This window comes from Mycolicibacterium palauense (assembly GCF_002592005.1).
In the GTDB taxonomy this organism is placed as follows: domain Bacteria; phylum Actinomycetota; class Actinomycetes; order Mycobacteriales; family Mycobacteriaceae; genus Mycobacterium; species Mycobacterium palauense.
The window spans coordinates 1-26,599 of the sequence record NZ_NVQF01000078.1; the positions used below are offsets into that span (position 1 = coordinate 1).

General features: G+C 69.6%; 22 protein-coding genes, 2 tRNA genes and 1 pseudogene. 11 read left to right on the forward strand and 14 right to left on the reverse strand.

The annotated features are described in order from the left end of the window. Positions 1-83: 83 nt before the first annotated feature. The 3 genes from CSR00_RS23560 to mutT1 all read left to right on the forward strand — a co-directional run bounded on the left by CSR00_RS23560 (position 84) and on the right by mutT1 (position 4,088). Complete coding sequence (locus tag CSR00_RS23560; protein ID WP_218014534.1) at positions 84-800, forward strand: CofC family guanylyltransferase; 717 nt, start codon at positions 84-86, stop codon at positions 798-800. Positions 801-821: 21 nt separating this feature from the next. Continuing rightward, positions 822-3,050, forward strand: coding sequence for an RNA degradosome polyphosphate kinase (locus CSR00_RS23565; protein ID WP_099024844.1), 2,229 nt, complete (start codon positions 822-824; stop codon positions 3,048-3,050). Positions 3,051-3,158: 108 nt separating this feature from the next. Further along, a complete protein-coding gene (mutT1, locus tag CSR00_RS23570; RefSeq protein ID WP_099024845.1) occupies positions 3,159-4,088 on the forward strand; it encodes an 8-oxo-(d)GTP phosphatase MutT1 in 930 nt (309 codons plus the stop codon). A gap of 57 nt (positions 4,089-4,145) precedes the next feature. Here the strand turns inward: mutT1 and CSR00_RS23575 are convergent, their stop codons facing one another. The 3 genes from CSR00_RS23575 to leuC form a co-directional block, all read right to left on the reverse strand. After that, complete coding sequence (locus tag CSR00_RS23575) at positions 4,146-4,838, reverse strand: HU family DNA-binding protein (RefSeq protein ID WP_099024846.1); 693 nt, start codon at positions 4,836-4,838, stop codon at positions 4,146-4,148. Positions 4,839-5,058: 220 nt separating this feature from the next. Then, positions 5,059-5,655, reverse strand: coding sequence for a 3-isopropylmalate dehydratase small subunit (gene leuD, locus CSR00_RS23580; RefSeq protein ID WP_099024847.1), 597 nt, complete (start codon positions 5,653-5,655; stop codon positions 5,059-5,061). Between the two features lie 38 nt (positions 5,656-5,693). After that, positions 5,694-7,115: a 3-isopropylmalate dehydratase large subunit gene (gene leuC / locus CSR00_RS23585; protein ID WP_099024848.1), complete on the reverse strand. Its 1,422-nt coding sequence runs from the start codon at positions 7,113-7,115 to the stop codon at positions 5,694-5,696. Between the two features lie 95 nt (positions 7,116-7,210). Between leuC and CSR00_RS23590 the strand changes: the two genes are divergently transcribed. Both CSR00_RS23590 and CSR00_RS23595 read left to right on the forward strand, forming a co-directional pair. Beyond that, entirely contained in the window at positions 7,211-7,912 is a 702-nt protein-coding gene (locus CSR00_RS23590; RefSeq protein WP_099024849.1) for an IclR family transcriptional regulator, read from the forward strand. A gap of 142 nt (positions 7,913-8,054) precedes the next feature. Further along, complete coding sequence (locus CSR00_RS23595) at positions 8,055-8,561, forward strand: PPOX class F420-dependent oxidoreductase (protein WP_099024850.1); 507 nt, start codon at positions 8,055-8,057, stop codon at positions 8,559-8,561. 34 nt (positions 8,562-8,595) lie between these two features. Here the strand turns inward: CSR00_RS23595 and CSR00_RS23600 are convergent, their stop codons facing one another. Beyond that, entirely contained in the window at positions 8,596-9,621 is a 1,026-nt protein-coding gene (locus tag CSR00_RS23600) for an MFS transporter (protein WP_099024851.1), read from the reverse strand. Positions 9,622-9,773: 152 nt separating this feature from the next. Here CSR00_RS23600 and CSR00_RS23605 point away from each other — a divergent pair, with 152 nt between their 5' ends. Then, positions 9,774-11,324: an NCS1 family nucleobase:cation symporter-1 gene (locus CSR00_RS23605; RefSeq protein WP_099024852.1), complete on the forward strand. Its 1,551-nt coding sequence runs from the start codon at positions 9,774-9,776 to the stop codon at positions 11,322-11,324. Between the two features lie 82 nt (positions 11,325-11,406). Here CSR00_RS23605 and CSR00_RS23610 read toward each other — a convergent pair. From CSR00_RS23610 to CSR00_RS23625, 4 genes are all read right to left on the reverse strand, one after another. Then, positions 11,407-11,479: transfer RNA gene (locus CSR00_RS23610), tRNA-Glu, on the reverse strand. 79 nt (positions 11,480-11,558) lie between these two features. Next, positions 11,559-11,630: transfer RNA gene (locus CSR00_RS23615), tRNA-Gln, on the reverse strand. A gap of 150 nt (positions 11,631-11,780) precedes the next feature. Continuing rightward, complete coding sequence (gene gltX / locus CSR00_RS23620; RefSeq protein ID WP_099024853.1) at positions 11,781-13,286, reverse strand: glutamate--tRNA ligase; 1,506 nt, start codon at positions 13,284-13,286, stop codon at positions 11,781-11,783. Beyond that, positions 13,286-14,062: a fumarylacetoacetate hydrolase family protein gene (locus CSR00_RS23625; protein ID WP_099024854.1), complete on the reverse strand. Its 777-nt coding sequence runs from the start codon at positions 14,060-14,062 to the stop codon at positions 13,286-13,288. The genes gltX and CSR00_RS23625 overlap by 1 nt, the downstream gene beginning before the upstream one ends. 106 nt (positions 14,063-14,168) lie before the next feature. On the opposite strand from CSR00_RS23625, the gene CSR00_RS23630 reads away from it, so the two are divergent. Then, positions 14,169-15,413 (forward strand): MFS transporter, encoded by a 1,245-nt coding sequence (locus CSR00_RS23630; protein WP_099024855.1) that lies wholly within the window; start codon positions 14,169-14,171, stop codon positions 15,411-15,413. 30 nt (positions 15,414-15,443) lie between these two features. Here the strand turns inward: CSR00_RS23630 and CSR00_RS23635 are convergent, their stop codons facing one another. Continuing rightward, positions 15,444-16,454 (reverse strand): 3-isopropylmalate dehydrogenase, encoded by a 1,011-nt coding sequence (locus tag CSR00_RS23635; protein WP_099024856.1) that lies wholly within the window; start codon positions 16,452-16,454, stop codon positions 15,444-15,446. Further along, positions 16,451-18,037, reverse strand: a complete 1,587-nt coding sequence (serA, locus tag CSR00_RS23640) for a phosphoglycerate dehydrogenase (protein ID WP_099024857.1) — start codon at positions 18,035-18,037, stop codon at positions 16,451-16,453. The genes CSR00_RS23635 and serA overlap by 4 nt, the downstream gene beginning before the upstream one ends. 137 nt (positions 18,038-18,174) lie before the next feature. Here serA and CSR00_RS23645 point away from each other — a divergent pair, with 137 nt between their 5' ends. After that, positions 18,175-19,611, forward strand: coding sequence for a phytoene desaturase family protein (locus CSR00_RS23645; RefSeq protein WP_099024858.1), 1,437 nt, complete (start codon positions 18,175-18,177; stop codon positions 19,609-19,611). 52 nt (positions 19,612-19,663) lie between these two features. Here CSR00_RS23645 and ilvC read toward each other — a convergent pair whose 3' ends face one another. From ilvC to CSR00_RS23660, 3 genes are all read right to left on the reverse strand, one after another. Further along, on the reverse strand, positions 19,664-20,665 hold the full coding sequence (gene ilvC, locus CSR00_RS23650) for a ketol-acid reductoisomerase (RefSeq protein ID WP_176562224.1): 1,002 nt from the start codon (positions 20,663-20,665) through the stop codon (positions 19,664-19,666). A gap of 63 nt (positions 20,666-20,728) precedes the next feature. After that, entirely contained in the window at positions 20,729-21,235 is a 507-nt protein-coding gene (gene ilvN / locus CSR00_RS23655; RefSeq protein ID WP_099024860.1) for an acetolactate synthase small subunit, read from the reverse strand. 3 nt (positions 21,236-21,238) lie between these two features. Next, positions 21,239-23,080, reverse strand: a complete 1,842-nt coding sequence (locus CSR00_RS23660; protein WP_099024861.1) for an acetolactate synthase large subunit — start codon at positions 23,078-23,080, stop codon at positions 21,239-21,241. 315 nt (positions 23,081-23,395) lie between these two features. On the opposite strand from CSR00_RS23660, the gene CSR00_RS23665 reads away from it, so the two are divergent. Continuing rightward, complete coding sequence (locus CSR00_RS23665) at positions 23,396-23,737, forward strand: PH domain-containing protein (protein ID WP_099024862.1); 342 nt, start codon at positions 23,396-23,398, stop codon at positions 23,735-23,737. A 39-nt stretch (positions 23,738-23,776) separates the two neighbouring features. On the opposite strand, the gene CSR00_RS23670 is transcribed toward CSR00_RS23665, so the two are convergent. Then, entirely contained in the window at positions 23,777-24,625 is an 849-nt protein-coding gene (locus CSR00_RS23670; protein ID WP_099024863.1) for a DoxX family protein, read from the reverse strand. 123 nt (positions 24,626-24,748) lie between these two features. Between CSR00_RS23670 and CSR00_RS23675 the strand changes: the two genes are divergently transcribed. Together CSR00_RS23675 and CSR00_RS23680 are read left to right on the forward strand one after the other, a co-directional pair. Beyond that, the gene (locus CSR00_RS23675; protein WP_407662512.1) at positions 24,749-25,891 is read left to right on the forward strand and encodes a PQQ-dependent sugar dehydrogenase; all 1,143 of its coding nucleotides are present in this window, start codon (positions 24,749-24,751) and stop codon (positions 25,889-25,891) included. A 179-nt stretch (positions 25,892-26,070) separates the two neighbouring features. Then, a pseudogene (locus CSR00_RS23680) lies at positions 26,071-26,599 on the forward strand (hypothetical protein); the annotation flags it as partial.

Sequence of the window (26,599 nt, forward strand, 5' to 3'; positions counted from 1 at the left end):
TTCTACAAGAGGCGAATGGGAGGGAGAGATGGGTGTGAGAAAGAGACAGGTGCAAGCGTAGCGACCCTGGCAGGATGGCCGACATGAGCGCCACCTCGCCGGGCGGTCCGGATGTCGGCCTGATCATCGCCGTCAAGCGGCTGGCCAGCGCCAAGACCCGGCTGGCATCGGCCTTCTCGGCCGAATACCGCGAGCAACTCGTGCTGGCGATGCTCGTCGACACCATCGCCGCCGCGCGCCGGGTGCGGGCGCTGGCGTCGATCACCGTCGTGACCCCCGACGAGGCGGCGGCCGCCGCGGTCACCGAACTGGGCGCCGAGGCCGTGCACGACCCCACCCCCGACGGGCACCCGGATCCGCTGAACAACGCCATCGACGTGGCGGCGGCCACCGTCCCGGCGGGCGGCGTCACCACCACTCGGGCGGCCCGGACGGATCAGGCGGCTCGGGCGGCTCAGGGCATCCCCAACATCGTTGTACTCCAAGGCGACCTGCCCGCCATGCAGCCCCACGAACTGACCGAGGCCATCGCCACCGCACGCCGCTACCCGCGCAGCTTCGTGGCGGACCGGCACGGCACCGGCACGGTGGCGCTGTTCGGATTCGGGGTGCCCCTGAATCCACGGTTCGGGCCCGATTCCGCTGCCCGGCACAGGGATTCGGGTGCCATCGAACTGACCGCGGCCTGGCCGGGGCTTCGGTGCGATATCGACACCCCCGAGGACCTGATCAGTGCGCGTTCGCTGGGGGTCGGCGCGATGACCCGCCGGACCGCCGACCGGGCCGCCGGGAGATGCTAGCGAGCCACCGCAGGATGAGGGATGATCGCAATCGTGACCGACACCGAGACCGACACCGGGACCGACACCGGCCAGGCCGCAGTCCGCGACGCCGGGGACGACACGGGCGGCTGGCCCCCGGCCGACTCGGCGCCCGTGGCACCTCCCGCGGCGACGGCGGTCACCGCCGCCAGCGAGTTACCCGAGAAGCGGTACCTCAATCGGGAGTTGAGCTGGCTGGACTTCAACTCCCGGGTCCTCGCGCTGGCGGCCGACACGTCGCTGCCCCTGCTGGAGCGCGCCAAGTTCCTGGCGATCTTCGCCTCCAACCTCGACGAGTTCTACATGGTCCGGGTCGCCGGCCTCAAGCGCCGCGACGAGATGGGGCTCTCCGTGCGCTCGGCCGACGGGCTGTCCCCCCGTGAGCAGCTGCGCCGCATCGGTGAGCGCACGCAGCAGATCGCCAGCCGCCACGCCCACGTTTTCCTCGATTCCGTGCGGCCCGCGCTGGCCGAGGAGGGCATTCACGTCGTCACCTGGGCCGACCTCGGGCAGGCCGAGCGCAAACGGCTCTCGACCTATTTCCATGAGCAGGTCTTCCCCGTGCTCACCCCGCTGGCGGTCGACCCGGCCCACCCGTTCCCGTTCGTCAGCGGCCTGAGTCTGAACCTCGCGATCACGGTGCGTCAGCCGGAGGACGGCACCCAGCATTTCGCCCGCATCAAGGTCCCCGACAATGTCGACCGGTTCGTGCAACTCGGCGTCAGCGAGGAGATGCAGACCGACGATGAGGAGGCCGCCCCGATCGTCCGGTTCCTGCCGATGGAGGAACTCATCGCGGCGTTCCTGCCGGTGCTGTTCCCCGGTCTGGAGATCGTGGAACACCATGCCTTCCGGATCACGCGCAACGCCGACTTCGAGGTGGAAGAGGACCGCGACGAGGATCTGCTCAAGGCGCTGGAGCGCGAGCTGGCCCGGCGGCGGTTCGGTTCCCCCGTCCGCCTCGAGGTCGCCGACGACATGACCGAGAACATGCTCGAGCTGCTCCTGCGCGAACTCGACGTCGACCCCGGCGACGTGATCCAGTTGCCCGGCCTGCTGGATCTGTCGTCGTTGTGGCAGATCTACGGGGTCGACCGCCCGGCGTTGAAGGACCCGGCGTTCGTGCCCGCGACACCGGCGGCGTTCGGCGAACGCGAGACACCGAAGAGCATCTTCGCCACCCTGCGCGACGGCGACGTGCTGGTGCACCACCCCTACGATTCGTTCTCCACCACCGTGCAGCGCTTCATCGAGCAGGCCGCCGCGGATCCCAACGTGCTGGCGATCAAGCAGACGTTGTACCGGACTTCCGGCGACTCCCCGATCATCAACGCCCTCATCGACGCGGCCGAGGCCGGCAAGCAGGTGGTGGCTCTGGTGGAGATCAAGGCCCGGTTCGACGAACAGGCCAACATCAAGTGGGCCCGCCAGCTGGAACAGGCCGGGGTGCACGTCGTGTACGGGCTGGTCGGGCTCAAAACCCACTGCAAGACATGTCTTGTCGTGCGGCGCGAAGGTTCGGCGATCCGCCGCTACTGCCACATCGGCACCGGCAACTACAACCCCAAGACCGCGCGCCTCTACGAGGACGTCGGGATCCTGACGGCCGCCCCCGACCTCGGCGCCGACCTGACGGATCTGTTCAACTCGCTGACCGGTTACTCCCGCAAGGTCACCTACCGCAACCTGCTGGTGGCGCCGCACAGCGTGCGCAAGGGCATCATCGAACGGATCGACCGCGAGGTGGCCGCCGCCCGCGGCGGCGCCGACGCCCGGATCCGGCTGAAGGCCAACGCGTTGGTCGACGAGCAGGTCATCGATGCGCTCTACCGGGCCTCTCAGGCCGGTGTCCGCGTGGAGGTGGTGGTGCGCGGCATCTGTGCCCTGCGGCCCGGGGCACAGGGGTATTCCGAGAACATCGCGGTGCGGTCGATCCTGGGCCGGTTCCTCGAGCACTCGCGGATATTCCACTTCCGCGCCATCGACGAGTTCTGGATCGGCAGCGCCGACATGATGCACCGCAATCTCGACCGGCGGGTGGAGGTACTCGCCCAGGTCAAGGATCCCCGGCTGACCGCACAACTCGACGGAGTCTTCGAGTCGGCGCTGGACCCGGCGACCCGGTGCTGGGAGCTGCAGCCCGACGGCCAGTGGGCCGCCTCGCCCAAGGAGGGCGAGACGGTACGTGACCACCAGGTCTCGATGATGGAGCTGCATCGGCATCCGTGATGGTGACCGCGACGGCGAGCCGCGATGGTGGCCGCGGGAACGCCCGGACTACCATCGTGCGCCGCCTCGTTCCCGCGACCCCTTCGAATCGAACTGCAGGAGTAGACGTTGCCAAAACAGACACCCGGTGAAGCCGATTCCGGTGCCGAGCCGGTGCTGGCGGCAGGTGCGGTGCTGTGGCGACGGCCCGGCGACGTCGAGGTGGCGGTGATCCATCGTCCCCGCTACGACGACTGGTCACTGCCCAAGGGCAAGGTGAATCCCGGCGAGAGCGAGCCGGTCACCGCGGTCCGCGAGATCCACGAGGAGACCGGATTCCGCTCGCGGCTGGGACGCTGGCTGGCCACGGTGAGCTATCCGATCCCGCAGGGCCGCAAGCGCGTCGTCTACTGGTCGGCCCGGGCCGACGAGTCCACCCCCGGCGAGTTCGTGCCCAACAAGGAGGTGGACAAGCTGCTGTGGCTGTCCCCCCTCGAGGCGATCAGGGTGCTCAGCTATCCCCACGACCGAAAGGTTGTGCGCCGGTTCACCGAGCAACCCGCCGACACCCGCAGCCTGCTGATCGTCCGGCACGGCACCGCCGGCAGCAAGAGCCGCTACAAGGGTGACGACCGGCTGCGCCCGCTGGACAAACGTGGCCGGGCTCAGGCGGAGGCGCTCGTGGGCGTGCTGTTGGCCTTCGGGGCGACGGACCTGCATGCGGCCGACCGGTTGCGCTGCCGCCAGACACTCGAACCCCTGGCCGAGGAACTCGGAGCCGACATCCGGATGGAGCCGGCACTGACCGAGGAGGCGTACGCCGAGGATCCGGAGGCCGCGCGCCAACGCATGGTCGACATCGCCGCCGAGCCCGGTACCCGGGTGATCTGCTCGCAGGGCAAGGTCATTCCGAACCTGGTCGACTGGTGGTGCACCCGCGACGGCGTGGATGCCGACAGGTCCAGGAATCGGAAGGGCAGCACGTGGGTGATGACGCTGCACGACGATCTACTCGTCGCCGCCGACCACATCGGCAGCCCACTGCCGACCAGGGCCTGACGCACCCACGCAGAAACGCCGCGGGACCGAGGATCCCGCGGCGTTTCGCTGGGTGATCTACCGGCGCCCCTTCTTGGCGGGCGCCTTCTTGGCCGGGGCCTTGGTCGCGGCCTTCTTGGCCGGAGCCTTGGTCGCGGCCTTCTTCGCCGGAGCCTTGGTGACTGCCTTCTTGACGGCCGCCTTCTTGGCCGGAGCCTTGGTCGCGGCCTTCTTGGCCGGAGCCTTGGTCGCGGCCTTCTTGGCCGGAGCCTTGGTCGCGGCCTTCTTGGCCGGAGCCTTGGTCGCGGCCTTCTTGGCCGGAGCCTTGGTCGCGGCCTTCTTCGCCGGAGCCTTGGTGGCCGCCTTCTTGGCCGGAGCCTTCTTGGCGGCCGTCTTCTTGGCGGCGGCCTTGGTGGCGGTCCGCTTGGTGGCCCTCTTGGCCGGAGCGGCCGCTACGCCACGCTTGACGGCCGGGCCGTCCGCCGGGAGCTTCTGTGCGCCGGACACAACGGCTTTGAACTGGGCCCCGGGCCGGAACGCAGGAACCAACGTCGGCTTCACCTTGACCGTCTCGCCGGTACGCGGGTTACGGGCCACCCGGGCCGCGCGCTTGCGCTGCTCGAAGACACCGAATCCGGTGATCGTCACGCTGTCGCCGCGGTGCACCGCACGGACGATCGTGTCGACGACGTGTTCGACGGCCGCAGTGGCCTGCCGGCGATCCGAGCCCATTTTCTCCGTAAGTACGTCGATGAGCTCTGCTTTGTTCATGCAAAAACCTCCGATACCAGTGGTCCTGTCTGGACCGACTAGTGGACACGGTAAACCCTGTCAAGGCTGATTTCCAAGAGCCACGCGCAATTTCAGCGGGTGCAAGCGGCCTTTTTCCAATCCGATTGCCGCGCTTGGGCGGTTCGACCGCTTGTTCGGAGGGGTTTCAGAGCCCCTGAGACGGCCCCGAATTCGGTCCTTCGACCGCCGCCCCGGGGGATCAGGGCGCCGGAATCGTGTGCGGTTTCCAGGCCGGCCGGCGCGCCTCGAAAGCCTCGATCGAATCGAGTTTCCGCAGCGTAAGGCCTATATCGTCGAGGCCCTCGAGCAGTCGCCAGGCCGTGTAGTCATCAATAGTGAACGGCACCACCACCGTTCCGGCGACGATATTCCGATCTTGAAGATTCACAGTGATTTCCAGTCCGGGCTGCTGCTCGATGAGTTTCCAGAGCAATTCCAGATCGTCCTGGGTGACCTGAGCCGCCAGCAGGCCGGCCTTGCCCGCATTGCCGCGGAAGATATCGGCGAACCGGGACGAAATGACGACCCGGAAGCCGTAGTCCATCAATGCCCAGACGGCGTGCTCACGGGAGGACCCGGTACCGAAGTCGGGGCCGGCGACCAGGACCGAGCCCTTGTCGAACGGGCTCAGATTCAGCACGAATCCGGGGTCGTTGCGCCAGGCGGCGAACAGGCCGTCCTCGAAACCCGTTCGGGTTACCCGCTTCAGATAGACCGCCGGGATGATCTGGTCGGTGTCGACATTGGACCGGCGCAGCGGAACCGCGATGCCGGTGTGGGTTTGGAAGGCTTCCATCTCGGCTACTCCTCGGATGAATTCAGATCGTGTACGGGTCAGAGCGCGGGCAGATCGGCGGGCGACGACAGGGTTCCCCGCACGGCGGTGGCCGCCGCGACCACGGGCGAAACCAGGTGGGTCCGGCCTCCCTTGCCCTGTCGGCCCTCGAAATTGCGGTTGGAAGTGGAGGCGCAGCGTTCACCCGGGGACAGCTGGTCGGGGTTCATGCCCAGGCACATCGAGCAGCCCGCCTGGCGCCACTCGGCACCGGCCGCCAGGAATATCTCGCTCAGCCCTTCGGATTCGGCCTGCGCGCGCACCCGCATGGACCCCGGAACGACCAGCATCCGCACCCCCTCGGCGACGCGGCGGCCCCGCAGGACGTCGGCCACCGCCCGCAGGTCCTCGATCCGGCCGTTGGTGCAGGATCCGACGAAGACCGCATCGACCGCGATCTCGCGCATCGGAATACCCGGGCGAAGATCCATATACGACAACGCCTTCTCGGCCCCCTGGCGCTCCCCGTCGTCTGTCATCAATTCCGGGTCGGGCACCGCGGCCGACAGGGGAACCCCCTGGCCAGGATTGGTCCCCCAGGTCACGAACGGGCTCAGGGTGGAGGCGTCGATGTAGACCTCCGTGTCGAATTCGGCGCCCTCGTCGGTGCGCAGCTGGTCCCAGGCCTGCACCGCGCGGTCCCAGTCGGCGCCGGTGGGCGCGTGCGGCTTGCCGCGCAGGAACTCGTAGGTGGTTTCGTCGGGGGCCACCATCCCGGCACGAGCACCGGCTTCGATGCTCATGTTGCAGACCGTCATCCGGCCCTCCATCGACAGTGCCTCGATCGCACTGCCGCGGTACTCGATGACGTGCCCCTGACCGCCACCGGTCCCGATCTTGGCGATGACGGCGAGGATGATGTCCTTGGCGGTGACACCGGCGGGCAGTTGGCCGTCGACGTTGACCGCCATGGTCTTGAACGGCCGAAGCGGCAACGTCTGGGTCGCCAGCACGTGTTCGACCTCCGAAGTGCCGATTCCCATCGCCAGCGCGCCGAACGCCCCGTGGGTCGACGTGTGACTGTCACCGCACACCACCGTCATTCCCGGCTGGGTCAGGCCCAGCTGGGGGCCGATGATGTGCACGATGCCCTGCTCGACGTCACCCATCGGGTACAGCCGGATGCCGAACTCGGCACAGTTGCGCCGCAACGTCTCGACCTGGGTCCGCGACACCGGATCGGCGATCGGCTTGTCGATGTCGACGGTCGGGACGTTGTGGTCCTCGGTGGCGATGGTCAGATCCGGTCGGCGCACCGGCCGGCCGGCCAGCCGCAGGCCGTCGAACGCCTGCGGACTGGTCACCTCGTGCACCAGGTGCAGGTCGATGTAGATCAGATCGGGCTCGCCTTCGCCGGAGGCGACGACGTGTTCGGCCCAGACCTTCTCGGCCATCGTTCTGGGCTTGCTCGGATTGGCCATCACTTCTCGATTCGGATTGTCGTGTCCTGCGGATTCGCCCCGGTGCTGGACCAACGGGCTGGCTATCTCAGCATACGAGACGTTAGTATCTCTCTGTGAGACAGGATAGCGGCATCGGCGTTCTCGACAAAGCGGTGGGTGTGCTGCACGCGATCGCCGACTCCCCCTGCGGTCTGGCCGAGCTGTGCGACCGCACCGGACTACCCCGCGCGACGGCGCACCGGCTGGCGGCCGGACTGGAGGTACATCGGCTGCTCTCCCGCGACCCCGAGGGACGGTGGCGGCTCGGGCCCGCACTGTCCGAACTCGCCTCCCATGTCAACGATCCGCTCATCGCCGCGGGTGCCGCGGTGCTGCCCAGGCTTCGCGAGATCACCGGGGAGAGCGTCCAGCTGTACCGCCGCGAGGGCACCTCGCGCATCTGCATCGCCGCGTTGGAACCCCCTGCGGGGCTCCGCGATACCGTGCCGGTCGGCACGCGCCTGCCCATGACGGCGGGTTCGGGGGCCAAGGTCTTGGTGGCCTTCGCCGATCCGGCCACCCAGCAGGCGGTGCTGTCGTCGGCGAAGTTCAGCGACCGGACGCTCGCGGAGGTGCGCCGGCGCGGCTGGGCGCAGAGCGCCGCCGAGCGCGAGCCTGGGGTGGCCAGCGTCTCCGCCCCGGTTCGCGATGCCAAAGGGGCGGTCATCGCGGCGATCTCGGTCTCGGGTCCGATCGACCGGATGGGGCGCCGGCCCGGGTCCCGGTGGGCGGCCGATCTGCTGGCCGCATCGGAGGCGTTGACCCGGCGCCTTTGAATCGGACGCTGAATCGGACGCTGAATCGGACGCTGAGTCGAACGCAGAGCCGGACGGCGGAACCCAACGGATCTGCCGGGAGGCCCGCGCCTATTCGCCGACCGCGGCCACCGGCGGAGGAACACCTGCGAGACTGATGCTTATGGGAACTAACCAACGCTCGCAGATCGTGATGACCGGCGCCGAGATCACCGATTTCGTCGCCAGGAGCCGGACCGGCACCCTGGCCACCATCGGGCCCGACGGGCAGCCGCATCTGGTTGCCATGTGGTACGGCGTCGTCGACGGCGAGATCTGGCTGGAGACCAAGGCCAAGTCGCAGAAGGCGGTGAACCTCAAGCGCGACCCCCGTTTCACCTTCATGATCGAGGACGGGGACACCTACGACACCCTGCGGGGAGTGTCGTTCGAGGGCTCCGTGGAGATCGTGGACGACCCCGACACCATCTTCACGGTGGGCGTGAGCGTCTGGGAGCGCTACACCGGCCCGTACAGCGAGGAGATGAAGCCGGCGGTGGACATGATGATGAACAAGCGGGTGGCGGTGCGCCTGGTGACCGCGCGCACCCGGTCATGGGATCACCGCAAGCTGGGCATGCCCGCCATGCCCCTGGCGGGGTCCACGGCCCCGCCGGCCCCCGCCGGCTGAGGCCGGTCAGTCCGCGCGCGGCGGCTGAAGCCGGTCAGTCCGCGCGCGCGGTGGGCATCCGCGCGGTCGACCAGCCGAGGAGGACGAAGACCGCGACGCCGGCCACCACGAACACCGAACCGATCGGTACCTGGTCGCGTTCGGGCAGCACGCCGACGACGGCCATGGTAGCCGCCACGATCAGATAGGTCAGCGTGCCGAACAGCCCGCCCACCAACCCCAGATTGCGGGTGAACAGGCCGAGGGCGCAGGCCTGCGCCTGGGGCACCAGGGCCCCGCAACCGGCCACCGCGAGGCACGCCGCGACGGTGATCGGCACCGGTTGGACCCCGGCCACCACCGCCGATCCCAGCAGCGCGACCGCACCCACCATGTACAGCACCCAGTCGGCGAACACCAGCCGGCGCAGCGTGACGCGGGTGGCCAGCACGCCGGTCGACAGGCTGCCGGCCAGCACCGCCAGGCCCAGGGCGAGCGCGATCAAGCCGTAGGCCGACGGGGAGAACCCCATCCCGGTCTGGAACAGGAAGGGCGCGGCCACTCCGAAGGACAGTTGCGGACCGGCCAACAGACCGAAGACCGCCACCAGCGCCAGGAACAGCGGATTGCGTGCGGTGTCCCGCAACACCCGGGCCGCCTCGCGGCCCCGGAACGGGGTGCGCCGCTGGGCGGGCAGGGTTTCGGGCAACACCCGCCACACCGCGAGGCCGACCACCACGCTGCACGCGGCGATGAGCACGAAGACATATCGCCACGAGAGATACTCGACGATCACGCCGCCGACGGCCGGGGCCAGCACCGGCGCCGCCGACCAGGCCGCGGCCATCCACGCGTTGACCGACCGCAGCCGGGCGCCCGCGAAACTGTCCGCGGCCACCGCCATACCGGCCATGAACACCGTCACCGTGGTCTGCAGGGCCGTGGTGGACGCGCCGAGGTCGGCCCGCATCTGCGGCAACGCCGGGGTGTAGATGTCCATCGGGATCTGGTTGAGTGGCACCATCAGCATCAGGGCCGCGGTGATCCGCCCCGGCGCCGCCGGTGAGTTCACCGTGTCCATGACGCGCTACCCACGCGAACCGGTGTGCCCACCCACGGTCTGGGACTCTACCGAGCTCGCCCGGCGGCCCCGCGGGGTTCGGCACGCCGCGAAACGAAACCGAAAATCGGCGTCAACGCCGACGAAACGCCCCGGACCTAGGGTTGGCGCCCATGTCTGACGAGTCGCAGGCTCCCCCGCCCCCGGACGCCGCCGTTGCCGCCGCCTCCCCCGCGGCGATCTACGTCGATCCGCAAGCCGACAGCCATTTCGTCATCGAATCCATCGACGACACGCTGCACAACGAGGAACTGGCCCCGGTGCCGCCCTCGCAGCGCAAGTGGGGCTGGTTCGAGATCTTCAACGTCTGGACCAACGACGTCCAGAGCCTCGCCGGATACACCCTGGCCGCGAGCCTGTTCATCACCGCGGGGATCAACGGCTGGTTCGTGCTCGCCGCGATCATCCTCTCCGGCGCCCTGGTGATGGTGTTCGTCAACCTCTCCGGGCGGCCGAGCGTGAAATACGGTGTGCCCTACCCGGTGATCGCACGGGCGTCCATGGGTGTGCGCGGGGCGATGTTCCCCGCGACGGTCCGCGGCATCGTCGCCATCTTCTGGTACGGCGCCCAGACCTATTTCGCGTCCACCGCCGTCGCGCTGGCGATCAACGCGGTGATCGGCGTGACCCCGACCGCGACGTTCCTCGGGATGACCTGGGTCGACTGGGTGTCCTACACGGCGGTGGCCGCCTTCCAGATCTGGCTGTTCATCCGGGGACTGGACGGCATCGTGAAGTTCCTCAACTTCGCCGGACCGGCGGTCTACGCCGTCATGGTGCTGCTGCTCATCGCCATCTGGTGGGAGGCGGGCTCCGGGCTGCTGCGCTCGGTGGGTGACCTGTTCGCCGGGGAGAAGGAAGGCACCGCGGCCGTCGCCGCCTTCGTGGGAGTGGTCGGCACGATGATCGCCTACTTCGCCGCGGTGATCATCAACTTCGGCGACTTCGCACGGTTCACCCGCAGCGACAAGGAGATGAAGCGGGGCAACCTGCTCGGCCTGCCGGTCAGCCTGGCCTTCTTCACGTTCTTGTCGCTGTTCATCACCGCCGGCGCCTACATCGTCTTCCAGGACGGCCAGGGCGAACCGCTGACCAATCCCGCCGACATCGTCGGACAGGTCGGCAACGTCTGGCTGTCCATCCTGGCCGCCGTCACCTTCTTCATCGCCACCGTCGGCATCAACCTGGTGGCCAATTTCGTTCCACCGGTGTATGACATCGTCAATCTGCGGCCCTCGAAGCTGAACTTCCGCATCGCCGGGTTCATCACCGCGGCGCTCGGGTTCCTCATCGGCGCGCTGTGGGTGTCGGTGATCGGCAACGCCGGCCTGCCCAAGTTCGTCGACACGCTCGGGGCCGTGCTCGCACCGCTGTACGGGATCATGGTCGCCGACTACTTCCTGGTTCGCCGGCAGCGCCTGCACATCCAGGATCTGTATTCGGCCGACCCCCACGGCACCTACTACTTCAACAGGGGCTGGAACACCCGGGCCCTGGTGGCGTTCTCGATCGCGGCGATCTTCGCCATCGCCGCGGTGTGGGTGCCGGCGATGGGGTCGCTGTCCGGCTTCGCCTGGGTGTTCGGCGCCGCGCTCGGTGCGGCGCTGCACCTGCTGGTGATGCGATCCCACGTGGCGAAGGAGCCGGCGACGGCCGGTTCCTGACCCCCGGCGCAGAGCCCCGAAACGCCCAGACCCCCGAAACGCCAAGCGGGCCCCCGGTTGTTGGGAGCCCGCTTGGCTTTTGTAGCCCCGATGGGATTCGAACCCACGCTACCGCCGTGAGAGGGCGGCGTCCTAGGCCGCTAGACGACGGGGCCGGGACAGACAGTCAGCATAGCTCAGAGTGAATCCCCGGCATAATTCGCCGGATCTCCGCCCGCCTACCGACGGTCTTCGCTGGGGTACCAGGACTCGAACCTAGAATGGCTGAACCAGAATCAGCTGTGTTGCCAATTACACCATACCCCATTGGCAGCCCATCACCGCTGGTCAGAGCCGATTTTACCGCGCTGGGCGGGATCTGTCGGCTCTGGTTCCGGCCGGTTGCGGGCCGTCGAAGAGACTACCAAAGATTTCGGGGTGCTTCGTCCACCCCCACCTCCGGCGGCCCCGGCCCCGTCAGCCGGCGCCCTCGGCCCCGCCCGTTCGCCGACGGGCGGTCCGCAGCCGCGCCAGGCTGCGTTCACGGCCCAGCAGCTGCAGCGACTCGAACAGCGGCGGGCTGACCGTGGAGCCGGTGGCCGCGACACGGATGGGCCCGAAGGCCTTGCGGGGTTTGAGTTCCAGCCCCTCGATGAGGGCGGCCTTGAGGGCCTCCTCGATGCTCTCCGTCGTCCAGTCGCCCAGCCCCTCCAGCGCGCCGATCGCGGCCTCGAGCACCGGGCCGGCGTCGGCCTTGAGCTCCTTGGCCGCCGCCTTCTCCTCGATCGCGTACTCACCGTCGTCCAGGAAGCGCAGCAGCCCCCAGGCGTCGCCGAGCACGACGATGCGGGTCTGCACCAGGCGTGCCGCCTCGGCGAAACCGGCATCGTCCAGGCCGGTGTCGTGACCGTGGGCGGTGAAGTAGTCACGCAGCCGGGCGGTGAAGTCGTCCTCGCCGAGCATCCTGATGTGCTCGGCGTTGATCGCGTCGGCCTTCTTCTGGTCGAAGCGCGCCGGATTGGAGTTGACGTCGACGACGTCGAAGGCCGCCACCATCTCCTGCAGGCTGAAAACGTCGTGGTCGTCGGCGATCGACCAGCCCAGCAGCGCAAGGTAGTTCAGCAGCCCCTCCGGGATGAAACCGCGGTCGCGGTGCAGGAACAGGTTGGACTGCGGGTCGCGCTTGGACAGCTTCTTGTTCCCGTCGCCCAGCACCGAAGGCAGGTGGGCGAAGCGGGGAACCTCCCGGGCCACGCCCAGGCGGATCAGCGCCTGGTACAGCGCAAGCTGACGTGGCGTGGACGACAGCAGGTCCTCACCCCGCAGGACGTGGGTGATGTTCATCAGTGCATCGTCGACGGGGTTGACCAGGGTGTACAGCGGCTCACCGTTGCCGCGGGTGAGAGCGAAGTCCGGGACCGATCCCGCCGGGAACACCGTCTCGCCGCGGACCAGGTCGTCCCAGCCGATGTCGGTGTCGGGCATGCGCAGCCGCACGACCGGCCGGCGTCCGGCCGCGCGGAACTCGGCACGCTGCGCGTCGGTCAGATCGCGGTCGAAGTTGTCATAGCCCAGTTTGGGATTGCGTCCGGCGGCGAGGTGGCGCGCCTCGACCTCCTCCGGCGTCGAGAATGCCTCGTAGGCGTCGCCGGCGGCCACCAGCCGGTCGATCACGTCGCGGTAGACCTGCCGGCGCTGTGACTGCCGGTAGGGACCGTAGGGGCCACCGACCTCGGGGCCCTCGTCCCAGTTCAGCCCCAGCCAGCCCAGCGCGTCCAGCAGCGCGAGGTAGCTCTCCTCGCTGTCGCGCTCGGAGTCGGTGTCTTCGATCCGGAAGACGAAGGCGCCGCCGGTGTGCCGGGCATAGGCCCAGTTGAACAGGGCGGTCCGGATCAGCCCGACGTGCGGCGTGCCGGTCGGCGACGGGCAGAACCGCACCCGGACCGCCGAACCGTCCGGGCGGGGCGAATCGGTGATACTCATCACTGTCCTTTACGGAGAACGGGATTGCTCAGGGTGCCGATGCCCTCGATGGTGATGCTGACGGTGTCGCCGCCCTCGATCGGCCCGACACCCTCCGGCGTGCCGGTCAGGATCAGGTCACCGGGCAGCAGTGTCATCACCGCCGAGACCCACTCGACGATCACACCCACGTCGTGCAGCATCAGCGAGGTCCGGCTGTGTTGGCGCACTTGCCCGTTGACCTCGGTACGCAGGTCGAGGTCCGACGGGTCGAGATCGGTGACGATCCATGGCCCCACCGGACAGAAGGTGTCGTGGCCCTTGGCCCGCATCCACTGCCCGTCCTTCTTCTGCTGATCGCGCGCCGACACGTCGTTGGCGATCGTGTATCCGAGGATGTTCTCGGCCGCCTTGGCGGCCGGCACGTCCTTGCACGGACGTCCGATCACCACCGCGAGCTCACCCTCGTGGTGAACGGGGTTGGCGTCGGCGGGCAGCTGGATCGGCGCGTTCGGCCCGATGATCGCCGTGTTCGGCTTGAGGAAGATGACCGGGTCCTCGGGCGCGGTGCCGCCCATCTCCTCGGCGTGGGCGGCGTAGTTCTTGCCCATGCACACCACCTTGCTGGCAAGGATCGGGGCGAGCAGCCGCACGTCGGCCAGCGGCCAGGAGCGGCCGGTGAAGTTCGGTGTGCCGAACGGATGTTCGGCGATCTCGCGGGCGACGAGCTGGTCGGGCTCACCTTCGATGCTGACGAAGGCGACCCCGTCGGGACTTGCGATTCGACCCAGGCGCATGGCGTCCAGCCTAATGAGGGTGTCTGCGCCTCGACGCCAGGGGATGGCGTCTCATATTTTAGGATAGCTGTTCAGGATAGTGAGACGACTGTGACACCATGGCGCCATGTCCAGCACCTCGATCGGGACCGTCCGGCGCTGGTCGATGCTGGTCATCGGCCTTTCCGCGACGTTGTTCGCCAACGTGTTCATCTACGGCGTCGCGTTCCTGATCCCCACCCTGCACACCGAGCGCGGCCTGCCGCTGTCGGGCGCCGGGCTGATCTCGGCGATGCCCAGCTTCGGGATGGTCGTCACGCTGATCGCCTGGGGCTATGTGGTGGATCGCCTCGGCGAGCGGTTCACGCTGACCGTGGGGTCCGCGCTGACGGCCGGGGCCGCCTTCGGTGCCGCGGCCAGCGATTCCCTGGTCGCCGTGGCGGTCTGGCTGTTCCTGGGCGGGATGGCCGCGGCCGGCAGCAACGCCGCCAGTGGCCGGCTGGTGGTCGGATGGTTCCCGCCCCGCCAGCGCGGCCTGGTGATGGGCATCCGCCAGACGGCGACACCCCTCGGAGTCGGGCTCGGAGCCCTGGTGATTCCGCAGCTCGCGCAGTCCAGCGGGGTGTCGGTCGCACTGCTGTTCCCGGCGGCGGTGTGTGTGGTCGCGGCGGTGATCAGCGCCCTGGGCGTGCTGGACCCGCCCCGGCCCCCACGCACCGACGCACATCCCGACCAGCTGGCCAATCCCTATCGCGGGTCGAGCGTCCTGTGGCGGATACACGCGGTCTCGGTCCTGCTCGTCGTCCCGCAGTGCGTGGTGTGGACCTTCACGCTGGTGTGGCTGATGACCGAGCGCGGTTGGGCGGCCGGCTCGGCGGGTGCCCTGGTGACCGCCGCCCAGCTGCTCGGCGCGGCCGGGCGGGTCGCCGCCGGACGCTGGTCGGACATCGCCGGGTCCCGGCTGCACCCGATCCGCGCCATCGCCGTCGGCGCCGCGGCGGCCATGGCACTGCTGGCCGTCACCGACCAGCTCGGCTCCCCCCTGGCCGTCGCGGTCATGCTGGTGGCGTCGGCCATCACCGTCAGCGACAACGGACTGGCCTTCACGGCCATCGCCGAGATCGCCGGCCCGTTCTGGAGCGGCCGGGCCCTCGGCGCACAGAACACCGCTCAGCTGTTCACGGCCGGAGTCGTGCCGCCGGCCTTCGGCGCCCTGATCGCCGCGGTGGGGTATCCGGTGGCCTTCGCCGCGTGTGCGGTCTTTCCGGTGCTGGCCCTCCCGCTGGTGCCGGTGGCCGCCGATCCCCTGCGCCACGGCGCCCCGCGGCGGGCCGACGAGCCCGGCCACGCACCCGAGGGCCGCCCGGGCTAGCTGGTCCCCGTCCGGTAACCGGGGTCCGGACTACAGGAGCCCGAGCACCCGCGCGCCGACCTCGGCGGTGGACAGCTTCTCCTCGCCGCGGGTGGCGAGGTGCTCGGCGACGGCCTTGTCCACCCGGGCCGCGGCGTCGGCCTCCCCCACGTGCGCCAGCAGCAGCGCGACGCTCATGATCGCCGCCGTGGGGTCGGCGATGCCCTTCCCGGCGATGTCGGGGGCGCTGCCGTGCACCGGTTCGAACATCGACGGATTGGCCCGGGTGGCATCGATGTTGCCGCTGGCGGCCAGCCCGATGCCGCCGCACACCGCGGCGGCCAGATCGGTGATGATATCGCCGAACAGGTTGTCGGTGACGATCACGTCGAAACGTCCGGGATCGGTGACCATGTGGATCGTCGCCGCGTCGATGTGCTGGTAGGCCACCTCGACGTCGGGGAACTCCGCGCCCACCGCGGCCACCGTCCGCGACCACAGGCTGCCGGCGAACGCCAGCACATTGGTCTTGTGGACCAGGGTCAGATGCTTGCGGCGCCCGCGCGCCCGGGTGAAGGCGTCGCGCACCACCCGCTCCACGCCGAAGGCGGTGTTGACGCTCACCTCGGTGGCGACCTCATGGGCGGTGCCCACCCGCAGCGCGCCGCCGTTGCCGGTGTAGGGCCCCTCGGTGCCCTCCCGGACCACCACGAAGTCGATCGGCGGGTTGCCCGCCAGCGGGCCGGTCACGCCCGGATACAGCCGGGCCGGCCGCAGGTTGACGTGGTGGTCGAGGGCGAAACGCAGCCGCAGCAGCAGACCGCGCTCGAGGACACCGCTGGGCACCGACGGATCTCCGATCGCGCCGAGCAGGATCGCGTCGTGGCCGCGCAGGTCCTCGATCGCGTCATCGGGCAGGATCTCCCCGGTCGCGTGGTAGCGGCGCGCCCCCAGGTCGTACTCGGTCTTGTCCACGCCGGGCAGCACCGCGTCGAGCACGCCGACGGCCTGCTCGATGACCTCGGGCCCGATGCCGTCACCGCCGATGATGGCCAGTCTCATGAGAGATCCACCACTTCCAGCGTCACCGCGCCGACCGCGGCGCCGATCGCGGCGCGCACGTCGGCGGGAACGTCACAGTCCAGCCGCAGCATCACGGTGGCGCCCCGGCCGTCGGTGTCCTGGCTCATCTGCGCGGCCAGGATGTTGACGTCGGCCCCGCCGAGCAGGGTGCCGATCTTGCCGAGCGCCCCGGGCTGATCGCTGTAGTGGATGATCAGGTTCACGCCCTCGGCGCGCAGATCGAAGTTGCGCCCGTTGATCTGGACGATCTTCTGCACCAGCTGCGGCCCCGACAGCGTGCCGGCCACGTTGGCCGACGACCCGTCGGCGTAGACGGCACGGACGTCGACGACGCTGCGGTGGTTGGGACTCTCGGTGGCCTTGGTCAGCTCGGCGGCCACGCCGCGCTCGGCGGCCAGCGCGGGCGCATTGACGAAGGTGACCTGCTCGTCGACGACGGCCGAGAACAGCCCGCGCAACGCCGAGAGCCGCAGAATCTCAACGTCTTCGGCGGCGAGCTCGCCGTAGACCCCGACGGTCAAGGACACCGGCGGCTCCGTCGACAGCGCCCCGATCAGCACGCCCAGCTTGCGGACGATCTCCAGCCAGGGTGCGACCTCCTCGCCGACGGCTCCCCCGGCGACGTTCACCGCGTCGGGAACGAACTCCCCGGCCAGCGCGAGTTTCACGCTCGCGGCGACATCGGTGCCGGCACGGTCCTGCGCCTCGGCGGTCGAGGCGCCCAGGTGCGGGGTCACCACCACCTGCGGCAGCTCGAACAGCGGGCTGTCGGTGCACGGCTCGGTGGCGAACACGTCGAGACCGGCCGCCCGGACATGGCCGCTGCTCACGGCGTCGGCCAGGGCGGCCTCGTCGATCAGGCCGCCGCGGGCGGCGTTGACGATGATGACCCCCGGCTTGGTCCTGGCCAGGGCCTCCTTGCCGATCAGCCCCGCGGTCTCGGGTGTCTTGGGCAGGTGCACCGAGATGAACTCGGCGCGGGCGAGCAACTCGTCCAGCGAGAGCAGCTCGATGCCCAGCTGGGCGGCGCGCGCCGAGGGCACATACGGGTCGTAGGCCACGATGTGGGTTCCGAAGGCGGCCAACCGGGCCGCCACCAGCTGCCCGATCCGGCCCAGGCCCACCACGCCGACGGTCTTGCCGAACAGCTCGGTGCCCGAGAACGAGGACCGCTTCCAGGTGTGCTCGCGCAGGGTGAGGTCGGCGGCCGGGATCTGCCGGGCCGCCGAGAGCATCAGGGCGATGGCGTGCTCGGCGGCGCTGTGGATGTTCGACGTGGGCGCGTTGACCACCAGCACACCGCGGGAGGTGGCGGCGTCGACGTCGACGTTGTCCAGCCCCACTCCGGCGCGGGCGACGATCTTGAGCTTCGGGGCCGCCGCGAGGACCTCGGCGTCGACGGTGGTGGCCGAGCGCACCAGCAGCGCGTCGGCGTCGGGCACCGCGGCCAGCAGCTTCTGCCGGTCCGGTCCGTCGACCCACCGGATCTCCACCTGGTCTCCCAGGGCTTCCACGGTTGATTCGGCCAGCTTGTCGGCGATCAGTACAACGGGAGAACTCACGCGGACAGCCTAATGGGCTGCTCCGGCGGGCCGTCACGCACCGGTAGGGGCACCGGTTGCACCCGGTGCCGGGGTGGGAGGATGGCCCCGTGGATGTCCCCGTCGATGTCCCCGTGGGTGTCCCCGTGGATGTCCCCGTGGATGTCACCGTCGTCGGGAGCGGCCCCAACGGGCTGACCGCCGCGGTGCTGTGCGCCCGGGCCGGGCTGTCGGTCCGCGTGCTCGAAGCGGAGTCGGTCGCCGGCGGCGGCGCCAGGACGGTGCCGGACGAGGAGTTCCCCGACGTCCGGCACGACATCTGCTCGGCCGTGCATCCCCTGGCACTGGCCTCACCGGCGTTCGCCGAGTTCGACATGCCGGCCCGGGGCGTGCAGCTCGCGGTGCCCGACATCTCCTACGCCAACCCGCTGCCCGGCCGGCCGGCCGCCGTCGGCTACCGCGACCTGGAGCGCACCTGCGCCGAGCTCGACCACGGCGCGTCGTGGCGGCGCCTGCTGGGGCCGCTGTCCAAGCACCTCGACGGCGCCCTGGGCCTGTTCCTCGGCGACAAACGCTCGATCCCGGGCGACCTGCCGACCGCCGTCCGCGGCGGCCTGCGTCTGCTGGAGCAGGGCACCCCGGCCTGGGGGCTGCTGCGCGGGGTGGACGCCCGGGCACTGTTCAGCGGTGTTGCCGCACACGCGATCTCGCCGATGCCCTCGCTGGTCTCCGGCGGTGCGGGCCTGATGCTGGCAACCCTGGGTCACGCGGTGGGCTGGCCGATCCCGGTGGGCGGTTCCCGGGCCATCAGCGACGCCCTGATCGCCGATCTGCTCGATCACGGCGGGCAGCTGGCACTGGGCGAGAAGGTGACCGCGCCACCGGGCGGGGTGGTGCTCTACGACACCGCGCCGACGGCGCTGCTGGACATCTACGGCACGGACCTGCCCCACCGGTACGCCCGCAGGCTACGGCGTTACCGCTACGGGCCCGGAGTGACCAAGATCGATTTCGTGTTGTCGGGCGAGATTCCCTGGCGCGACGACCGGCTGACCCGGGCGCCCACCCTGCACCTCGGTGGGACCCGCACCCGGATGGCGCTGGCCGAGAAGGAGGTCGCCGCCGGGCGGCTGGCCGAGTGGCCGATGGTGCTGGCGGCGGTGCCGCACCTGGCCGACCCGGGCCGTGTGGACGCGGCGGGGCGGCGTCCGCTGTGGACGTATGCGCACGTGCCCCACGGCTGCCCGGCCGACCTGACCGACACCGTCACCGGCCTCTTCGAGCGGTTCGCTCCGGGTTTTCGCGACATCGTCGTCTCCGCCCGCTGCGTGCCGGCCGCACGGCTGGACGGCCACAACGCCAATCTCGTCGGCGGTGACATCGGGGTCGGCGGCAACACCCTGTTCGGCGCGCTCACCGGGCCGGCGCCGCGGCTCGATCCCTGGACGATCCCGGTGCCGGGTGCCTACCTGTGCTCCTCGGCCACACCCCCGGGCGGCGGGGTGCACGGCATGTCCGGCTACTACGCCGCCCGCACGGCACTCAAACGCGAATTCGGCATCGTGACCGTGCCCTCGCTGGCCCCCCGACGGTGATTTCGGTGCACCCGGTCCCGTCTAGCGGGACTGGGTGCACCGAAATCGCGTGTCAGGCCGTCTCGGTGATGGGCCGGTCCACCCAGCTCATCAGGTCGCGCAGCTTCTTGCCGGTGACCTCGATCGGGTGCTCGGCGTTCTTCTTGCGCAGCGCCTCCAGCTCCTTGTTGCCGCCCTCGACGTTGGCGACCAGGCGCTTGACGAACGAACCGTCCTGGATGTCCTTGAGGATCTCGCGCATCCGCTCCTTGGTGCCGGCGTCGATCACCCGCGGACCCGAGAGGTAGCCGCCGAACTCCGCGGTGTCGGACACCGAGTAGTTCATCCGCGCGATGCCGCCCTCGTACATCAGGTCGACGATGAGCTTGAGCTCGTGCAGCACCTCGAAGTAGGCCATCTCCGGGGCGTAGCCGGCCTCGACCATCACCTCGAAACCGGTCTTGACCAGTTCCTCGGTGCCCCCGCAGAGCACGGCCTGCTCACCGAACAGGTCGGTCTCGGTCTCCTCCTTGAAGGTGGTCTTGATGACGCCGGCACGGGCGCCCCCGATGGCCTTGGCGTAGGACAGCGCCAGCGCCTCGCCCTCACCCTTGGGGTCCTGGTCGATCGCGATCAGGCAGGGCACACCCTTGCCGTCGACGAACTGGCGCCGCACCAGGTGCCCGGGGCCCTTCGGGGCCACCATGCCGACGGTCACGTTGGCCGGCGCCTTGATCAGCCCGAAGTGGATGTTGAGGCCGTGGCCGAAGAACAGCGCGTCGCCGTCCTTGAGGTGGGGTTCGATCTCGTTGCGGAAGATCTCGGCCTGGGCGGTGTCGGGCGCCAGCAGCATGATGACGTCGGCCCACTCGGCGACCTTCTCCGGGGTGTCGACGCCGAGGCCCTGTTCCTCGACCTTCTCGCGGGACTTCGACCCCTCGCGCAGGCCGACCTTGACCTCGACCCCGGAATCGCGCAGGGACAGCGAATGCGCGTGCCCCTGGCTGCCGTAGCCGATCACGCCGACCTTGCGTCCCTGGATGATCGACAGGTCCGCGTCGTCGTCGTAGAACATCTCAACTGCCACTTGGTGTTTCCTATCTCTTCTCGGTTGCCGCTGAATGTGTTGGGGAAGGTGCTATTTGACGGTGCCGATGCCGCGCGGGCCGCGTGCCAGTGACACGACACCGGACTGCACGATCTCCCGGATGCCGAACGGCTCGAGGACCCTCAGCAGGGCCTCGATCTTCTCCTGGGTACCGGTGGCCTCGATGGTCAGCGATTCGGGGGAGACGTCGACGACCTTGGCGCGGAACAGGTTCACCGCCTCGATGACCTGACTGCGCGACCCGGCATCGGCGCGCACCTTGATCAGGGCGAGCTCCCGCGACACCGAATTGTCCTCGTCCTGCTCGACGATCTTGATCACGTTGATCAGCTTGTTGAGCTGCTTGGTGATCTGCTCCAACGGGAAGTCCTCGACCGAGACGACGATGGTCATCCGGGACATGTTCTTCTGTTCGGTGGATCCGACCGCCAGGGACTCGATGTTGAAGCCCCGCCGGGAGAACAGTGCCGCCACGCGGGCGAGCACACCGGGTTTGTCCTCGACGAGAACGGACAGGGTGTGGGTTGTCGTGGCCATGGCTTACACCTGATCCTCGTTGTCGAACAGCGGCCGGATGTCGCGGGCGGCCATGATCTCGTCGTTGCTGGTGCCCGCGGCGACCATCGGCCACACCTGGGCGTCGGCGCCGACGATGAAGTCGATCACCACCGGGCGGTCGTTGATCTCGCGGGCCTGCTTGATGACCGCCTCGACGTCCTCGGCGCGTTCGCAGCGCAGCCCGACACAGCCCAGCGCCTCGGCCAGCTTGACGAAGTCGGGGATGCGCTGGGAATGGGTGGCCAGATCGGTCTGGCTGTAGCGCTCCTCGTAGAACAGGGTCTGCCACTGCCGGACCATGCCCAGGTTCCCGTTGTTGATCAGCGCCACCTTGATGGGTGCGCCCTCGATGGCGCAGGTGGCCAGTTCCTGGTTGGTCATCTGGAAGCAGCCGTCGCCGTCGATGGCCCACACCTCGGCCTCGGGACGGGCCATCTTGGCCCCCATCGCGGCGGGCACGGCGAAGCCCATGGTGCCCAGCCCCCCGGAGTTCAGCCAGGTGCGCGGCTTCTCGTAGGAGATGAACTGCGCGGCCCACATCTGGTGCTGCCCCACCCCGGCGACGTAGACGGCGTCGGGGCCGGCCAGCTCGCCCAGCTTTTCGATCACGTACTCGGGGCTCAGGCTGCCGTCGCTCTGCGGGGCGTAGCTGATCGGGTAGGTCGAGCGCACCGTGGACAGGTATTCCCACCAGTTGTCCAGCTTCAGGTTGCCCGGCACGCCGTCGCGGCGCAGCGCCTCGATCAGCTCGGTGATCACGGCCTTGACGTCGCCGACGATCGGCACGTCGGCATGACGGTTCTTGCCGATCTCGGCGGGGTCGATGTCGGCGTGGACGACCTTGGCCTCGGGGGCGAAGGAGTCGAGCCGGCCGGTCACCCGATCGTCGAAGCGGGTTCCCAGCGCCACCAGCAGGTCGCTGCGCTGCAGCGCGGCGACCGCGGCCACCGTGCCGTGCATGCCCGGCATCCCCAGATGCTGGGGGTGACTGTCGGGGAACGCTCCCCGGGCCATCAGGGTGGTCACGACCGGGATGCCGGTCAGTTCGGCCAGGTCCAGCAGTTCCTCGGTGGCCTCCCCGCGGATCACCCCGCCGCCGACGTAGAGCACCGGCTTGCGCGCCGCCGCGATCAGCTTGGCGGCCTCACGGATCTGGCGGCTGTGCGGCTTGGTGTTCGGCTTGTAGCCCGGCAGGTCGATCTCGGGCGGCCAGCTGAACGTGCACTCGCCCTGCAGCACGTCCTTGGGGATGTCGACGAGCACCGCGCCGGGTCGGCCGCTCTTGGCGATGTGGAAGGCCTCGGCGATGACCCGGGGGATGTCGTCGCCGTTGCGCACCAGGAAGTTGTGCTTGGTGATCGGCATGGTGATGCCGGAGATGTCCGCCTCCTGGAAGGCGTCGGTGCCGATCAGGGCGCGCCCGACCTGGCCGGTGATGGCCACCACGGGGATGGAGTCCATCTGTGCGTCGGCCAGCGGTGTCACCAGGTTGGTCGCTCCCGGGCCCGAGGTCGCCATGCACACCCCGACCTTGCCGGTCGCGTGGGCATAGCCGCTGGCGGCGTGGCCGGCGCCCTGCTCGTGGCGGACCAGCACGTGGCGCAGCTTCTGCGAATCGAACAGCGGGTCGTAGACCGGGAGCACCGCACCGCCGGGGATACCGAAGATGGTGTCGACGTCGAGTTCCTCCAGCGAGCGGATGACCGACTGCGCGCCGGTGAGACGCTGCGGTGCAACTCTTTTCACGGCGTTGGGCGTCGGCTTACCGTTCGCCGGTTTGGGGGCCGCCACCGCTTCCGGTGGCCGCGTGGTGGGTGCGCTCACGGTGTCCTCTTGATGATCGTGGTCGGTTCGGTTGGGCAACAAAAAACCCCCGTCAGCGTTGGCGGCTGTACGAGGGTTGCGCGTCGGGGCTGCTGGCAATGAGTGCTAGGCCAGGTCACGCACCAACGCGCCGGCGAAGTACTACGAGAATCGAACTGCAGCGGATCCGCATAGCTTCCGACGGTAGCCTCCGCACTGGTCAGCAGTCAAATTGCCCCTCCGGACCACCGGGCGTCGGGCCCCGGCTGCCAAGATGGTCGGGTGTCCTCCCCTTCGTCGCCCGCGGCCACGCCGGTCGTCCTCAGGATTTCCCCCATGGCCCACTTCGCCGTCGGGTTCTTCGCGCTGGGCCTGCTGACGCTGGCGGCGGCCGCCGCGTGGACCACCCCGCTGCTGGTCATCCCGGTCATCCTGTCGGTGGCCGTCGTGCGGCTTCGCACCGTCGCCGACCGGGACACCGTCACCGCGCGCACCATGCTGTCGAGCACCACCGTGCGCTGGGACGAGGTCGACGGGCTGCGGTTCGAGAAGACCTCGTGGGCGCGGGCCCGGCTCAAGGACGGCCGCGACGTGCTACTGCCGGCGGTGACGTTTGCCACGTTGCCGCTGCTGACCGAGGCCAGCGGCGGCCGGGTGCCCAACCCCTACGAGGGGTGACGGACGGCGGCCGTGCCCTGACACCCGTCGGGCACCCGCTCAGCCCAGCGGATTGGCCCCGTTGAGCAGCACCCACACCGCGACGCCGCCGCCGATTCCGAGCAGCAGCGCCAGGAACGACCCGATGAACGGCCTGCGTGCCCACCCCCGGCCGCCGTCGAACGCGTAGCGGCCCGGGCCCACCAGGATGATCGCCATCGCGACCACGATCAGGGTCAGCTCGAATTCGTGACCGTCGGGCAGGAAGAACATCAGGCGGCCCGGGTCCTGCTGCCCGGCCACACCGGCCAGCAGGGCGTTGATCAGGTAAGCCAGCGCCACCGCCCCCGCCAGCGGGGAGAACAACCCGAGCACCAGCAGCACACCCGCGCCGATCTGCGCGCCGGCGGCGACATAGGTCAGGACGTCGGCGTGCTGGTAGCCCAGCTCCGTCAGCGAATCCTGGAATCCGCCCAGGCCGAGGCCGCCCCACCAGCCCAGCACCTTCTGCAGGCCGTGCGCGATCAGCAGCACGCCGAAGCCCACCCGCAGGAGCAGCAGGCCGAGGTCCTGGGTGCCGCGGCGGCCCGCAGCCCGCGCCGCGTCGTAGTCCTCGGGCTCGATCTCGGCGGGGCCGACGGGCGCGTCGAACCGGTGCTGGGGTTGCACGTAGGGCAACGGCTCGGGCTCCGAGAGCAGCCCAAGCCCGTGGTCGGCCGTCCCGGACGAGCCGGGCATCCCGGAGCTGTAGTGCGGAATCGTGGTGGTCTCGAAATCGCCGGCGTAGGTCGCCGAGGGCAGGTCGTCTTCGGGGTCGACGAGGCTTGCCGAGCCGGGCCGAGGAGCCCCGCCCGCGGACGAAGCACCGTCCGGCCGCTGCCAGAGTGGGTCATGCGATGGACTCGTCACGGGTGCCAGGGTAAGTGCAAAACCCCAGGATTCTGGGATCTGAGCGGCGCGTTCGCCCGCCAATAGTGTCCCCGGACCCGGCTGTATGGCGCGCACGGCCGGCGAATCCGTAACCTGGCTGCCATGGTGAACCACCGTCCTGGCCGGGGTGCGATGGCCGCCCTGAGTGCGGGGCTGGCGATCACACTGTCGTTCTCGGTCGCCCTGAGCGGGTGCGCGCGCTTCGATGATGCCGTCTCCCAACCCTTCACCACCGAGCCCAAACTGGGCCCGCCTCCGACGTCCACGCCGCCTCCGCCGCCACCCCTGCCGGCCCAGCCGTTCCCCAAGGAATGCCCGGCGCCCGGGGTGATGCAGGGCTGCCTGGCCAGCACCAGCGGCCTGATCATGGGCTCCGACAGCAAGACCGCCCTGGTCGCCGAACGCACCACCGGCGCCATCAAGGAGGTCTCGATCAACGCCGAGCCCAAGGTCAAGGCGGTCATCCCGGTGGACCCCTCCGGGGACGGCGGGCTGCTGGACATCATCCGGTCGCCGACGTACTCCCAGGACCGGCTGTTGTACGCGCTCATCAGCACGCCGACGGACAATCGGGTGGTCCGGATCGCCGACGACGACGTCCCCAAGGACATCCTCACCGGCATCCCCAAGGGAGCGACCGGCAACACCGGGTCGCTGATCTTCACCAGCCCGACCACCCTGCTGGTCCAGACCGGCGATGCGGGCAACCCCGCGCTCGCGGCCGACCCCGCCTCGCTGGCCGGGAAGGTGCTGCGCATCGAGCAACCCACCACCGTCAACCAGGCACCCATCACCACGGCGCTGTCGGGGATGGGCGCCGGCGGCGGCATGTGCATCGACTCCTCGGACGGCTCGCTGTACGTCACCGACCGCACCCCCACCGCCGACCGGCTGCAGCGGATCACCAAGGACTCGAAGGTCTCGACGGTGTGGACGTGGCCGGACAAGCCGGGCGTCGCCGGATGCGCGGCGTTGGACGGCACGGTGCTGGTCAACCTGGTGAACACCGAGAAGACGGTGGCGGTGCGGCTGGCTCCCGACACCGGCGCGGTCACCGGCGATCCTGAGGTGGTCCGCGAGGACCAGCACGGCCACGCCTGGGCGCTGCAACTATCGCCGGACGGAAACGTCTGGGGGGCAACGGTGAACAAGACGGTCGGGGATGCCGGCAAACTCGATGACGTGGTCTTCCCGTTGTTCCCGCAGGGCGGCGGATTCCCCCGCAGCAACGCCGACAAGACCTGACCCGGCGGGACCTGTGGCCCGCGGGTAGGTCACCGGACCGGCTCCGCGGCAATACGGTTCGGTAACGGCTCACTGTGCGGCCCCCGTGAGCCGTTAGGTTTCGTGGCGGGATCAAGATCACACATCGAGATCAGACGTCGAGAACAGACGTCGACGTTCACAACGGATCGGGGATCGCGTTGCCGCGCGCAGAACACCGCCTGGCACTGGCCGTCATCGCGACCGGGGCACTGGCCGCGGCGCTGGGCGCACCGGCGTTGCCGATGATCGCCCCGGCGGCCGCCGACCCCGGGGAGCCGAGTCCCGGTGTGCCGTGCCAGGAGATCGTGCAGAGCCTGGCGACGTCGCCGTCGGCCATCCCGGAGGCACTGCAGGGAGCGGCCTCGGCCCTGGGCGCCGCCCTGCCGGACGCCGCGGCCGCGGTGCCCAGCCCCGCCCTGGACGCTGCGGGAGCCGCTGTGGCCGCGGCGGATTCCCTGCCCGCCGTGGCCGCCGAGGCCCTGCCCGCGGCCGCACCGGTACCCGACGCGGTGCCGGCACCAGCCGTGCCGGTCGTTCCCGCCGCTCCGGTGATGCCCCCGGTCGCGGCCGTTCCCGCGGTACCGCTGGCCGCGCCACCACCGGCCGCGACCGGGGGCATCACCGGAGCGGCGGGCAACTGTATCTTCTACCCATCTGACGCTGCCGACAGGAGCCGACGGCTAGACA

What these genes read in the sequence shown, in the direction of transcription:
- CSR00_RS23560 (WP_218014534.1), top strand. Translation starts at nt 84, where the DNA reads ATGAGCGCCACCTCGCCGGGCGGTCCGGATGTCGGCCTGATCATCGCC.
- CSR00_RS23565 (WP_099024844.1), top strand. Translation starts at nt 822, where the DNA reads ATGATCGCAATCGTGACCGACACCGAGACCGACACCGGGACCGACACC.
- CSR00_RS23575 (WP_099024846.1), bottom strand. Translation starts at nt 4,838, where the DNA reads ATGAACAAAGCAGAGCTCATCGACGTACTTACGGAGAAAATGGGCTCG.
- leuD (WP_099024847.1), bottom strand. Translation starts at nt 5,655, where the DNA reads ATGGAAGCCTTCCAAACCCACACCGGCATCGCGGTTCCGCTGCGCCGG.
- leuC (WP_099024848.1), bottom strand. Translation starts at nt 7,115, where the DNA reads ATGGCCAATCCGAGCAAGCCCAGAACGATGGCCGAGAAGGTCTGGGCC.
- CSR00_RS23595 (WP_099024850.1), top strand. Translation starts at nt 8,055, where the DNA reads ATGGGAACTAACCAACGCTCGCAGATCGTGATGACCGGCGCCGAGATC.
- CSR00_RS23600 (WP_099024851.1), bottom strand. Translation starts at nt 9,621, where the DNA reads ATGGACACGGTGAACTCACCGGCGGCGCCGGGGCGGATCACCGCGGCC.
- CSR00_RS23605 (WP_099024852.1), top strand. Translation starts at nt 9,774, where the DNA reads ATGTCTGACGAGTCGCAGGCTCCCCCGCCCCCGGACGCCGCCGTTGCC.
- gltX (WP_099024853.1), bottom strand. Translation starts at nt 13,286, where the DNA reads ATGAGTATCACCGATTCGCCCCGCCCGGACGGTTCGGCGGTCCGGGTG.
- CSR00_RS23625 (WP_099024854.1), bottom strand. Translation starts at nt 14,062, where the DNA reads ATGCGCCTGGGTCGAATCGCAAGTCCCGACGGGGTCGCCTTCGTCAGC.
- CSR00_RS23630 (WP_099024855.1), top strand. Translation starts at nt 14,169, where the DNA reads ATGTCCAGCACCTCGATCGGGACCGTCCGGCGCTGGTCGATGCTGGTC.
- CSR00_RS23635 (WP_099024856.1), bottom strand. Translation starts at nt 16,454, where the DNA reads ATGAGACTGGCCATCATCGGCGGTGACGGCATCGGGCCCGAGGTCATC.
- ilvC (WP_176562224.1), bottom strand. Translation starts at nt 20,665, where the DNA reads ATGTTCTACGACGACGACGCGGACCTGTCGATCATCCAGGGACGCAAG.
- ilvN (WP_099024860.1), bottom strand. Translation starts at nt 21,235, where the DNA reads ATGGCCACGACAACCCACACCCTGTCCGTTCTCGTCGAGGACAAACCC.
- CSR00_RS23665 (WP_099024862.1), top strand. Translation starts at nt 23,396, where the DNA reads ATGGCCCACTTCGCCGTCGGGTTCTTCGCGCTGGGCCTGCTGACGCTG.
- CSR00_RS23675 (WP_407662512.1), top strand. Translation starts at nt 24,749, where the DNA reads ATGGTGAACCACCGTCCTGGCCGGGGTGCGATGGCCGCCCTGAGTGCG.